Annotated in this window: 13 protein-coding genes; all 13 read right to left on the bottom strand. The window is 66.1% G+C overall.

What is annotated here, in order from left to right:
* Positions 1–68: 68 nt before the first annotated feature.
* The 13 genes from HHL27_RS06240 to HHL27_RS06300 all read right to left on the bottom strand — a co-directional run bounded on the left by HHL27_RS06240 (position 69) and on the right by HHL27_RS06300 (position 11,995).
* Positions 69–551, bottom strand: a complete 483-nt coding sequence (locus HHL27_RS06240; protein WP_169492509.1) for a GNAT family N-acetyltransferase — start codon at positions 549–551, stop codon at positions 69–71.
* A gap of 65 nt (positions 552–616) precedes the next feature.
* Positions 617–1,219: a pyridoxamine 5'-phosphate oxidase family protein gene (locus tag HHL27_RS06245; protein WP_169492510.1), complete on the bottom strand. Its 603-nt coding sequence runs from the start codon at positions 1,217–1,219 to the stop codon at positions 617–619.
* Positions 1,220–1,323: 104 nt separating this feature from the next.
* Positions 1,324–1,905, bottom strand: a complete 582-nt coding sequence (locus HHL27_RS06250; RefSeq protein ID WP_169492511.1) for an LmrA/YxaF family transcription factor — start codon at positions 1,903–1,905, stop codon at positions 1,324–1,326.
* Positions 1,902–2,366 carry a nuclear transport factor 2 family protein gene (locus HHL27_RS06255; RefSeq protein ID WP_169492512.1) on the bottom strand — a complete coding sequence of 155 codons (465 nt, stop codon included), beginning with the start codon at positions 2,364–2,366 and terminating at the stop codon, positions 1,902–1,904. Before HHL27_RS06255 ends, HHL27_RS06250 begins: the two co-directional genes overlap by 4 nt.
* A 294-nt stretch (positions 2,367–2,660) precedes the next feature.
* The gene (locus tag HHL27_RS06260; protein ID WP_169492513.1) at positions 2,661–2,918 is read right to left on the bottom strand and encodes an ATP synthase F1 subunit epsilon; all 258 of its coding nucleotides are present in this window, start codon (positions 2,916–2,918) and stop codon (positions 2,661–2,663) included.
* Between the two features lie 92 nt (positions 2,919–3,010).
* Positions 3,011–4,462 carry a F0F1 ATP synthase subunit beta gene (atpD, locus tag HHL27_RS06265; protein WP_169492514.1) on the bottom strand — a complete coding sequence of 484 codons (1,452 nt, stop codon included), beginning with the start codon at positions 4,460–4,462 and terminating at the stop codon, positions 3,011–3,013.
* An 88-nt stretch (positions 4,463–4,550) separates the two neighbouring features.
* Positions 4,551–5,489 carry an aldo/keto reductase gene (locus tag HHL27_RS06270; protein ID WP_169492515.1) on the bottom strand — a complete coding sequence of 313 codons (939 nt, stop codon included), beginning with the start codon at positions 5,487–5,489 and terminating at the stop codon, positions 4,551–4,553.
* Positions 5,482–6,291: a phytanoyl-CoA dioxygenase family protein gene (locus tag HHL27_RS06275; RefSeq protein WP_169492516.1), complete on the bottom strand. Its 810-nt coding sequence runs from the start codon at positions 6,289–6,291 to the stop codon at positions 5,482–5,484. Before HHL27_RS06275 ends, HHL27_RS06270 begins: the two co-directional genes overlap by 8 nt.
* Positions 6,275–6,853 (bottom strand): LbetaH domain-containing protein, encoded by a 579-nt coding sequence (locus tag HHL27_RS06280; RefSeq protein WP_169492517.1) that lies wholly within the window; start codon positions 6,851–6,853, stop codon positions 6,275–6,277. Before HHL27_RS06280 ends, HHL27_RS06275 begins: the two co-directional genes overlap by 17 nt.
* Before the next feature lie 52 nt (positions 6,854–6,905).
* Positions 6,906–7,778, bottom strand: a complete 873-nt coding sequence (locus HHL27_RS06285) for a F0F1 ATP synthase subunit gamma (protein ID WP_169492518.1) — start codon at positions 7,776–7,778, stop codon at positions 6,906–6,908.
* Positions 7,779–7,888: 110 nt separating this feature from the next.
* On the bottom strand, positions 7,889–9,418 hold the full coding sequence (gene atpA / locus HHL27_RS06290; protein ID WP_169492519.1) for a F0F1 ATP synthase subunit alpha: 1,530 nt from the start codon (positions 9,416–9,418) through the stop codon (positions 7,889–7,891).
* 33 nt (positions 9,419–9,451) lie between these two features.
* Complete coding sequence (locus HHL27_RS06295) at positions 9,452–10,006, bottom strand: F0F1 ATP synthase subunit delta (RefSeq protein ID WP_169492520.1); 555 nt, start codon at positions 10,004–10,006, stop codon at positions 9,452–9,454.
* Between the two features lie 432 nt (positions 10,007–10,438).
* A complete protein-coding gene (locus tag HHL27_RS06300; protein WP_169492521.1) occupies positions 10,439–11,995 on the bottom strand; it encodes a S1C family serine protease in 1,557 nt (518 codons plus the stop codon).
* Between the last annotated feature and the right edge of the window lie 90 nt (positions 11,996–12,085).

Consider the following 12,085-nt stretch of genomic DNA (forward strand, 5'->3'; position numbering starts at 1 on the left):
CGAGGAGGGCACTTCTAGCGCATCCTGCGCCTGTAGGACAGCGCTTGCCCATCTTGTATATGCAACGCCTATACTGACGCGTGCGTCAGCTTTATTCGGTAGAGCGTTTCGAGCGCCATCGCCGTGGCGGCGGGGCCGGTATCGCCGATGCGTTCGAGCACCAGACCATGCCTTGCGGCGAACCGCTGCATCATGCCCTGCGAGGCGAGGTTGTCCTCGGCGATGGTCAGGGTGACGGCCCCGACGCCAAGCGCCCGCGCTTCGTCCAAGAAGGCATCAAGCAGCCGCTGCGACAGTCCCGTCCCCCGCTCGCTTTCGCGCAGGCCGACCTGCCAGAGCAGCATGGCGCTGCCTTCCGGCGCGCGCATCGCGGTGAGCAACCCCACCAGCCCCCCGTCGCGCTCGGCAACGAGGATCACGCCGGCATGGGCGAGCGCCCAGTAGGTATAGGGCGTGTGCAGATCGAGCGTGCCGGTATCGCGCACGAGATCGAGCAGCGCCGGCACGTCGGCGGGGGTAGCGGTGCGGATGTCGGGTTGGATGTGGGACATGGTCGGCAACAGGCTAGCGCATGGCGGCGCGCGAGGGAACGCGGTCCGCCGCCTGGGAAAGCGCGTCAGCGTCCCTCAAGCTCGGCGACACGCGCGCGCAGAATCTCCAGTTCCGCGCGAAGCGGACGAACGGCCTCGGCGACTTGCGCCTCCGTGAAGCGAGGGGTGATGTGCTGCGGGCAGTTCCAGTCGAACCCGACGATATCGATCACGAAAGCCCGCTCTGCCACTGCCTCGTAACCCGGTATGCGCAAGGTCGCGATCGTGTCGGGGTCCTCGGTGGTGGTGGCATGGCCGATCATCTTCAGGCGCCGCCGTGCCGGATAATCCATCAGGAACAAGCTCACCCGATCGTCCGCGGCCAGATTTCCGGTCGACATGTACTGCCGGTTTCCGCGATAATCAGCAAAGCCGAGGCGATTGCCGCTGATTTGTCGCAAGAACCCCGCCGGGCCACCCCGATGCTGCACGTAGGGCCATCCCTGTTCGCTCAGGCTGGCGAGGTAGAAGCTGTCGCGTTCGGCAATGAACGCCAGTTCGCGCTCGGTCAGAATGTCCGTTTCACCGGCTTGCGCTTCCATGCGGGCGTAAGAGGCCCGCGACCCGTCCGCCTCCTGCAGCGCGCGCGCGTTCGGGCCGAACATGGTTTTCAGGAATGTCTGCGCCATGGTCTGTTTCCTCGTGTTCTGAGGTCGGTGTGAAGGCACCGATCGCAGGGCGGTTTAACGCTGTGCAGTATGCGCCGCATCGAAGGACGAGCGGCGGTGGGAGTTCATTCGTGGTGACCGAGGGCTTCGAGCAATGCTGCCCGATGGCGGGCCACGATGCGCAGGAAGCTTGCCTCTTCGCCAACCGCCCGCGCCAATACGATCGCGCCCTGGATGCCGGAGACGGCATCTTCGGCAAGGTTCGCGGCCAAGGCTGGCGCAACCCCACCGGATTCGAGGCAGCGGGCAAGGGCCGCGATCCAGCGGGTGAAGTAGCCTTTCACTTTCGTGGTGAAGGCGGAGCCGGCGGAGTTCAGGCCGAGGGCGCCGACGAGGCAGACGCGCTGTCCCGAGCGGAAGTACGCGGTGACATCGTCGAACATGCCGTTGACTGCGGTTGCCGGATCGCGGGCTTGCTCCAGCGGTGTGAAAATCGCGTCGGCAAACCAGCCGTCGATGTTGTCGAGCACAGCGGCCATCATCTCTTCCTTCCCGCCGGGAAAGAAGTTGTAGAGACTGCCTTTGCCAAGGCCGGTAGCCTTCGACAGGATGGCGAGCGACGCGCCCTCGAACCCGTGTTCGCGAAAGGCTTCGGCCAGGGCAGGCAGGGCGCTTGCACGATCGGTCAGGACGCGTTTCGCACTCACAGGCCGAGTGCGCTCAGCGAGGCTTGGTCATCCGGGCGGCGGCCCAGCGGCCAGTGGAACAGGCGCTCAGCTTCGCCGATCGGCATCTCGTTGATGCTGGCATGCCGGTTCGACATCAGGCCATCTTCCGCAAAGAGCCAGTTCTCGTTGCCATAGGCGCGGAACCACTGGCCGTTATCGTCATGGTATTCGTAGGCGTAGCGCACGGCAATGCGATTGCCGGTGAAGGCCCACAGTTCCTTGATCAGGCGGTAGTCGTGCTCCCTGTTCCACTTCCGCTCGAGAAAGGCCTGCGCCTCCTGCCGGTTGGTGGCGAATTCGACGCGGTTCCGCCAGCGCGTGTCGGGCGTGTAGGCCAGCGCGACCTTGGCCGCATCGCGGCTGTTCCAGCCATCCTCGGCCAGACGAACCTTCTCGACCGCGGTTTCGTGGGTGAACGGGGGCAGCGGAGGAGGGGACATGAGGATGCCTTTCGAAACAGGCGGGACCCTTGGTGGCGCTTCATCGCGATCACCTCGACTCGCCTTTGTGTACCTATTGGTACAATATTGTACTGAACGGTACAAGGTGTTTCAGGCACGGGTGCATGGCCGTTTTGCGGCGGTCGGCAATGGTGGTGGATCTTCGAACATTGCGCTGACGATTGACGTCGCACACTGGCGCTGGTGGTGAGTGCTGCGTGGACAGCGCATCGGCACAAACGAAAAAGGCCGACCCATCGGGCCGGCCTTTTCGTCAGGTCTCGGGGCTAAGGATCAGCCTTCGACGTGTTCGGCAAGGACGGTCAGGCCCTTGTCGCCCACTTCGGCGAAACCGCCCTGGACCTTGATTTCTTCCGGGCTTGCCCCCGCCGCGCGGTAGACGCGGATGGTGCCGTCCTTGATCGTCGACATGAACGGCGCGTGGCCTTCCAGCACGCCGAATTCACCGTCGGTGCCGGGCACGACGACCATGTAGACTTCTTCCGAACGGACCTGGCGGGCCGGGGTGACGAGTTCGAAGTGCAGCGACATCTGTGGTCCTTCGTGAAACTGGGCGGCGTGAGACGGGGAGGCGGGCCACCCCTCTCCCAACCCTCTCCCCGAGGGGAGAGGGCCAGTGAGCCTTAGGCCTCGGCGGCCAGCTTCTTGGCCTTTTCGACCGCTTCGTCGATGCCGCCGACCATGTAGAACGCGGCTTCGGGAAGGTGGTCGTATTCGCCGTCGACGACAGCCTTGAACGACTTCACGGTGTCTTCCACCTGGACGAACTTGCCCGGGATGCCGGTGAACACTTCGGCGACGTGGAACGGCTGCGACAGGAAGCGCTGGATCTTGCGGGCGCGGGCGACGGTGAGCTTATCTTCTTCCGAAAGCTCGTCCATGCCCAGGATCGCGATGATGTCCTGCAGCGACTTGTACTTCTGCAGCGTTTCCTGAACGCGGCGGGCGGTGTCGTAGTGCTCCTGGCCGACGATCGCGGGCGACAGCACGCGGCTGGTCGAATCGAGCGGGTCGACCGCCGGGTAGATGCCCAGCTCCGAGATCGCGCGGTTCAGCGTGGTCGTCGCGTCAAGGTGCGCGAACGAGGCGGCCGGGGCAGGGTCGGTCAAGTCGTCCGCGGGAACGTAGATCGCCTGCACCGAGGTGATCGAGCCCTTGGTGGTCGAGGTGATGCGTTCCTGCAGCTGGCCCATGTCGGTGGCGAGCGTCGGCTGGTAGCCCACCGCCGAAGGAATGCGGCCGAGCAGCGCCGACACTTCCGACCCCGCCTGGGTGAAGCGGAAGATGTTGTCGACGAAGAACAGGACGTCCTGGCCTTCCTGATCGCGGAAGTATTCGGCCATGGTCAGGCCCGAGAGCGCGACGCGGGCGCGGGCGCCCGGCGGTTCGTTCATCTGGCCGAACACGAGCGCGACCTTCGAGCCTTCCGAGGTCGGGTTGCCGTCGGCATCCTTGGCGATGACGCCGGCGTCGAGGAATTCGTGGTAGAGGTCGTTGCCTTCACGGGTGCGTTCACCGACGCCCGCGAAGACCGACACGCCGCCGTGGCCCTTGGCGATGTTGTTGATCAGTTCCTGGATGAGCACGGTCTTGCCCACGCCCGCACCGCCGAACAGGCCGATCTTGCCGCCGCGCGCATAAGGCGCGAGCAGGTCGATGACCTTGATGCCGGTGACCAGGATCGCCGCTTCGGTCGACTGGTCGATGAATTCGGGTGCCTTGGCATGGATCGGGGCGGTCTGTTCCGCGCCGACCGGGCCACGTTCGTCGATCGGATCGCCGATGACGTTCATAATGCGGCCCAGCGTCTTGGGGCCAACCGGAACCGAGATCTGCGCGCCGGTGCTGGCCACCGCCTGGCCGCGGGTCAGGCCGTCGGTCGAGTCCATCGCGATGGTGCGGACGGTGTTCTCGCCCAGGTGCTGCGCGACTTCGAGAACGAGGCGGTTGCCGTTGTTGTCGGTTTCAAGCGCAGTCAGGATCGGCGGGAGCTCGCCATCGAAGGTCACGTCGACGACAGCACCGATGACCTGGCTGATCTTGCCAGTGGTGCTGATGACGGGGGCGGTTGCCATGCGTCAGTTCCTTATCTTTCTTCGCTCGGCCCACACGTGTGGCGAGGCCGAGGCATCGGTCCAAAGCGGCAGTTGAGTCGGCGTGCCCCTAAGCACAACCTGCGAGCCGCGTCCACTGTCGATTGGCCAATCGCCCATGGCCGGCGCGCGCGTTGGCGCGAGCGTGTTCCGCTGACGAGGTGCCGAACAGGCTGGAGACGATCTGCGGGTGGCCCACGAGGTACTGAAGCGCGGCCTCTGCCGGGTCCTTGCCGGTTTCGCGCAGGCGCTTGGCAAGGCGCAGACCGGTGATTGGAAACAGCGGCTCCTGGCGCATCAGGCGCAGCAGGTACCACAGCTTTGTGGGGCTTGTGGGCAGGAAGTTTGTGGGCAAGAAGCGGGCGCGGGCGAGCGCGGTGCCGCACATGACCAGCTTGCCGGCGGCGACCAGCGCTTCCATCGCCGCCAGGTTGCGGAAATCGGCGACGTTGTACTGCAGCATGGCGACGTCTAACGGGCTCTGCGCAGCCTTCATCAGCACCTGATTGTCGAAGGAGTTGACGCCGCACCAGGTGATGCGGTCATCGGCCTTGAGCCGGTCGAAAAGGTCGAAGACGGCGGCGCCCAGATCCTCCGCCGCCGGGCCATGGAGGTAGAGTATGTCAATCTTGTCGAGCCCGAGGCGCTCGAGGCTTCCTTCGAGGCTGCGCATCACTAGGTCAGGCGCAAAGCCACGCTTGATCCGCCCGTCGACGAGGTTGGTGCCGATCTTGGTTGTAATGACGAGCGAGGAGGCATCCTTGCCCTTGAGCCAGCGGCCGAGGCGCGCTTCGCCGAGGCCCTCGCCGTAGCTGGGGCCGGTGTCGAGGTGGTTGACCCCTTCGGCAAGAAGCGTGTCGAGTATCTCGAAGGCGCGACCCTCGTCAAAGCCAGCCTTGGCCCAGATCGACGAGCAGCCGAAGCCGAGCGCCGAGACCTGCTTGCCGTTGGGTAGGGGACGCAGCCAGCCGCGCTGTTCGTCCTGCGAGCGCACCGAGCTTTCAGGCACGGCTGCGCCGGCGATTCTCGACCACCTTGCGCGCCGACCGCACCACCTTGATCAGGGGGTTGCCCCCGTGTGGATCGCCATGGTGAAGCAGCATCGTCGCCCGCAGCGAATTGGGCGCGCAGGGCAGGTTGCCATGCAGCGTACGGTAGCCCCAAAATAGGTAGAGGTTGCCGGGAAGAAGCTTCTTCATGTGCTGTTCGAGATTGGCGAGGGCCTTCTTCTTTGTACGACGCCAAGACCACTTGTTCTGGACCAGCGCCTTTTCGGCGAGGTTGGTCAGCACCGAGTTGCGATAGGGGCGGTTGTTGGGGAACGTCAGCAGTTCGCCCGACTGGTGCGGTTCGCCCCCGTCGGGCATGATGATCGGCACGAGCATGGTGATGACTGAGGCGTCGTAATGGAACTCGCACGAACCATCGGTGCCTTTCGGACCGGCGATGACGCGAAGTACGTTGTAGACCTCGTCGTCGAAGATGGCCTGCGGGCAGGCGATCCGCGCAACGCCTTCGAGCAGACCAGCGATCTTGGGATCGTGGGCCAGGTCGTCGAACGGCGAGCCCTTTTCGTCGCTAGGCCGGATTACCGAGAAGAACTTCTCGCCATTGGCGTCCAGATGGTCGCGGACATAGGCGCGGGCGCGTTCGACCCAAGCCATGTCGACGGCATCTTTGACGCAGACGAACCCATCACGATCGAGCTGGCTGGCGAGGGCCGGCGCGATTTCGGACAGGGCGGGCAGGCGGATAGCGCTGTCGCCAGAGGCGAGGCTAAGGGGCGGAATGGCTTCATTCCTGCGGTACATTGGAGAGTACCCGGGTCTTGAGCAGGGTGGCGGGATTGCCGCGGTACACGCCGTAGGCTTGCGTCGATTCAAACAGCGCGCCGCGCGCGGCAAGGACGCTGCCTTCGGCCACGGTGACGCCCGGCCCGACGAAGGCTTCGGCGGCGATCCAGCTGAGCCGTTCGATCGTGACCGGCCGCAGCACGAGCTGGAAGTGGAAGTCGTTGACGCGGTGGGTGCTGGCGCAGACGTGGGCGCGCTGCGAGATGGTCACGTCATCGCCGATGGTGATGCGCCCCTGGTTGTAGAGCCGCGCGCCGGGGCCGACGGTGACGTTGCGCCCGCACACCAGGTTGCCGGGGTGCCAGATCGAGACCGAGCCATAGATGCGGCACCTGGGCCCAAGCTGCGCCCCGAACGCGCGCAGCACGAGCGCGCGCCAGGCATGGAGCGGGGGCGGGGTCCAGCGGCACAGCAGCAGCCAGGCAAGGCCCCAGACGATCCGGAACAGGCGGTTGCCAAGCGAGAACGAGGGCCCGCCTTCGCGGTTGCCGGTTGCCTCTGCGGAAAGCGGTTCGGCCACGGACTCGGCTCCAAAGAGAAAGGCCGGAGCAAGCCCCGGCCTTTTCGTTCGATCAGAGCGCTTCGGCGCCGGCGATGATCTCGATCAGTTCGGTCGTGATCGCCGCCTGGCGGCTGCGGTTGTACTGGATGGTGAGCTTGTTGATCAACTCGCCCGCATTGCGCGTGGCGTTGTCCATCGCGGTCATCGAGGCGCCCTGTTCGGATGCTTCGCGTTCCAGCAGCGCACCGAACAGCTGCGTGGTGACGTAGCGCGGCAGCAGGTCCTCGAGGATTTCCTCTTCGCTCGGTTCGTATTCGACCACGGCGCCGCCTTCGGTCTTGGCGACGGGCGCCGGGACCGGGATGAGCTGGGTGGTGACCGGGTCCTGCGACAGCGCGGTGCGGAACTTCGGCGCGACGAGGTGGGCGACATCAAACGCACCCGCTTCGAACATGGCGATCAGTTCGTGGGCGATCGCACTGGCTTCGTCGAAGCCGGGCGTGCGCACCAGGCTGGTGTCGAAGCTCTTGGCGATGGCGCCGGGGAAGTCACGCTTAATCGGCGCGCGGCCCTTCTTGCCGACGAGGTAGAAAGTCACGTCCTTGCCCTCTGCGGCGAGCGCGCGGGCGCGCAGGCGCGCTTCCTTGACGATGTTCGAGTTGAGACCGCCGCACAGCCCCTTGTCGGTGTTGACCACGACGAGGAGGTGGCGCTTGTCCGAACCCGTCCCGCGCATCAGCAGCGGACCGTTGTTCTGGCCAGCGACCTTGGCGGCAAGGCTGCCCATCACTTCGGCGAGGCGGCTGGCGTAGGGGCGCGCGGCTTCGGCCGCGGCCTGCGCCTTGCGCAGCTTGGCCGCGGCGACCATCTGCTTGGCCTTGGTGATCTTCTGGGTCGACTTGACCGAGTTGATCCGGCCCTTGAGTTCCTTGAGTGAAGCCACTCTATCGGTTCCTCTAAATCGTCACCCCGGAATTGATCCGGGGTCCCGCTTGGTTCTGCCCCGCAAGAGCGGGACCCCGGCGCGGAGGCCGGGGTGACGGGAAAAGGGCGTCAGGCGAACTGCTTGCCGAAGGCGTCGAGCGTTTCGATGACCTTGGCCTTGGCGGCATCGCCCAGGTCCTTGCTGTTGCGGATTTCCGCGAGCAGCTCGGGCTTGTCGTTGCGCAGGTGGTGCAGCAGCTCGGCTTCGTATTCGGTGACCTGCGACACGGGGATGTTGTCGAGGTAGCCGTTGGTGCCGGCGAAGATCACGATGGTCTGCTCTTCGAAGGCGAGCGGGCTGAACTGCGGCTGCTTGAGCAGCTCGGTCAGGCGCGCACCGCGGTTGAGCAGCTTCTGGGTCGAGGCGTCGAGGTCCGAACCGAACTGCGCGAAGGCCGCCATTTCGCGGTACTGCGCGAGCTCCAGCTTGATCGAGCCGGCGACCTTCTTCATCGCCTTGGTCTGGGCCGACGAACCGACGCGCGACACCGAGAGGCCGACGTTGATGGCCGGACGGATGCCCTGGTAGAACAGGCCGGTTTCAAGGAAGATCTGGCCGTCGGTGATCGAGATCACGTTGGTCGGGATGTAGGCCGAAACGTCGCCCGCCTGGGTTTCGATGATCGGCAGCGCGGTGAGCGAGCCGGCGCCGTTTTCGTCGTTCATCTTCGCGGCGCGCTCAAGCAGGCGGCTGTGGAGATAGAACACGTCGCCGGGGTAGGCTTCGCGGCCCGGCGGGCGGCGGAGCAGCAGCGACATCTGGCGGTAGGCCACGGCCTGCTTGGAAAGGTCGTCGTACACGATCACGGCGTGCATGCCGTTGTCGCGGAAGAATTCGCCCATGGTCGCACCGGTGTAAGGCGCGAGGTACTGCAGCGGTGCGGGCTCCGAAGCGGTGGCGGCGATGACGATGGAGTATTCCATCGCGCCGTTTTCTTCGAGCTGGCGGACGATCTGCGCCACGGTCGAGCGCTTCTGGCCGACGGCGACGTAGATGCAGTAGAGCTTCTTGCCTTCGTCGTCGCCCTTGTTGACGTCCTTCTGGTTGATGAAGGTGTCGATCGCGACGGCGGTCTTGCCGGTCTGGCGGTCACCGATGATCAGCTCGCGCTGGCCACGGCCCACGGGAACGAGGGCGTCGATCGCCTTGAGGCCGGTCTGCACGGGTTCGTGCACCGACTTGCGCGGGATGATGCCCGGCGCCTTGACTTCCACGCGCTGGCGGGTGGCGTTCTCGATCGGGCCCTTGCCGTCGATCGGGTTGCCAAGGGCGTCGACGACGCGGCCGAGCAGGCCCTTGCCGACGGGCACGTCGACGATGGTGCCGGTGCGCTTGACGGTGTCGCCTTCACGGATTTCGGCGTCCGAGCCGAAGATCACGACGCCGACGTTGTCGGCTTCGAGGTTGAGGGCCATGCCCTTCACGCCGTTGGCGAATTCGACCATCTCGCCGGCCTGGACCTTGTCGAGGCCGTGGATGCGGGCGATGCCGTCACCGACCGACAGCACCGAACCGACTTCCGAGACCTGAGCCTCGGCGCCGAAGCTGGCGATCTGGTCCTTGATGACCTTGGAGATTTCAGCGGCGCGGATTTCCATGTTCAGTCCTTCCTGGAACCTTGTACGGGCCGATTAGGCCTTCATCGCCTGGGCGAGAGAATTGAGACGGGTGCGGATCGAGCTGTCGATCATCTGGCTGCCGATGCGCACGACCAGACCACCGAGGATTTCGGGATCGACCGAAGCCTTGACCTTCACGGCCTTGCCTTCACGCGCGGCGAGCTTTTCGGTGATCGCGGCCAGCTGCGAATCGTCGAGCGGATGGGCAGTGGTCACTTCGGCGGTGACTTCGCCGCGCATGGCGGCGGCGATGGTCACGAAGGCGCGGACGACATCGGGCAGCGCCGACAGGCGGCGGTTGCCGGCGAGCACGCCGAGGAAGTTCCTGGTCAGCGGCGAGAGCGCCAGCAGGTTCGCGACCGCATCGACCGCGCGACCAGCCGCATCGCGGCCGATCTGCGGGTTGCGGATCAGCGCGGCGAGATCGTCCGATTCGCGCACCGCAGCGGCGAGCTTTTCGAGATCCGCCTCGACAGCGGCGACGAAGCCCTGCTCGTTCGCCAGATCATAGAGCGCCGAAGCGTAGCGCCCTGCCAAGCTGGCCGTAATGCCGCCGGAAATCTCCACGCGCCTGTGTCCCCTTAGTACCGATGAGCCGGGCAGGCACTCATGCCGCGCGAAAAACACGCGACGGCCCGCAGACGGGGCGCGCCTAGCAACGTCGACCCCATATGACAAGAGAGCAGATGCCGCCGGACCGTCTCGCCTGTGCAGACGTATGCGCGCGGGGTGCGCGTCGGGGTTCGTCTTTGCCGGTTCCGGGCTTGCCGAACTGGACCGCTTGTTTGCGAGCTGGGGTGCGCCGTCGAGGAAAGGGCAGCCCTTCGACAGGCTCAGGGCGAGCGGGGGTGGTGGGGGAGCGCTTGGGTTTCGCGGGCTGCTGTCTGTCCCTCAGCCCCCCATCCTGAGCTTGTCGAAGGATCGTCCTGCCTTGGGTCCCACAGGGTCGGGGAAGGAAGGTGCTCGACAAGATTCAGGGCAGGCGGGGGTGGCGCTCCGTCAGGGCGTCGGCTGGCAGTTGTAGCGCATGCGCTCGTTGGGTTCGGCGGGCAGCAGCGCGGTGATCGCCGCTTGTGCCGCGCCGAACTGGCGCGCGGCGTCTTCGCCCGCACCGCAGGCCGGGGCGACGATCTTGGCGCGGGCGGCGCGGGCCTGGTTCATCGCGTCCAGCCCCATCAGGAAGCGTTCGACGGTGTAGCCGCGCGTCGCCGGGTCATAATGGGTGACCGAGATCGTGTCCTCGCCATTGGGGACGAGCACGCGGCTCCAGCCGTTCTCGGCCAGGCCATACTGGGTGCGACCGTTGACGCAGCCGTCGGCGCTCCAGTCGAGCGGCACATCGGTGATGTCCGACACGGTGACGCGGCTGCGCTGCGCATCGATCACGCAGGTCATCTTGCCGGTGCCGTTGGCGCGCGCAGGCAGAGCGGCATCGCTGGCCGATGCGCTCGCGTCCGGGGCGGCGGCGAGATCGGCGGCGCGTTCATCGATGCTGGCGAGCGAGGGGCGCAGGAACCAGGCGACCACCGCGCCGAGCACCAGCAGGCCGGCCACCGCGCCGAACACTTTCATCGCTCGGGATTCGCCGCGCTGTCCCTGCATGAACGCCCAGCCGCCCATGGCGAGCGCTCCGACCAGCAGCAGCGCGGCAAGCGCCAGGCCGTTGTCGCGTTCGGACAGCACGGCAAGTTCTGCATCGCGGCGCGCCTTGTCCTGCGCGCGCTGGCGGGCTTCCAAGCGGGTCTGTTCCTCGGCGGCGGCCCGGGCCTGATCGCTCATCGCGCGGGTGGCATCGGCGCGGTCGAGATCGGCGATCGAGGTGCAGGGCAGCCCGCTGGTGTGCGGCTCTACCCCGGCCTGGCGGAGGAAGGCTGCCAGTTCGCGCATCGAGATGGCGAAGAAGAACGACGAATCGGTGCCGTTGTCGCTGACCGTGCCGAAGCTGTTTACGCCGACGACGCGGCCGCACGAATCGAGCAGCGGCCCGCCCGAATTGCCAGAGCCCAGCGGCGCGGTGTGCAGGATGGTGTCGAACTGCTTCGATGAGCGCCCGGCCGAGACATAGCCGCGCGTCTTCACCGCGGCCTGCGGCGTGACGAGGTCGGCCATCGACAGGCCTTGCGCCATGTCCACATTGCCGGGGTAGCCCACGGCGAAGACTTCGGCACTGTCCTGCACCGTCCCGGGATAGATCGTGGCGGCGGGCAGTATCCCTTTGCCGTCGATGCGCAGCAGCGCGAGGTCGTTGCGCGGGGAATAGGCGACAAGCGTGGCCTGCACGCCGGCGCGGCCTTCGGGCGGGACGACGCCGACCAGCAGCGAATCGTCATTGCGCAGCTGTTCGACGACGTGGGCGTTGGTGACGACAAGGTTGGGCGCAACGGCAAAGCCGGTGCCGTGGCCGACCATGCTGGCGCGGGTGCCGTCGGTCTGCAGGATCACCACGCGCACCACGCTGCGGCTGGCGGCGGCGATGTCGGCTGGGTCGGCAAGCGCGGGGCTGCCAAGCAGCACGAGGCAGAGGGCGGCGAAAAGGCGGGCGACCGTTCTTGTCATGCGCGGACTTCTTGCCGCCTTTCGCTTTGACCGCAAGCGGCGGGACGCGGACGCGAGGTGGAGCGCATAGTCTTTTCGGCAGGAAGGAGA

This window comes from Novosphingobium olei (assembly GCF_012927405.1).
GTDB classification, from domain to species: domain Bacteria; phylum Pseudomonadota; class Alphaproteobacteria; order Sphingomonadales; family Sphingomonadaceae; genus Novosphingobium; species Novosphingobium olei.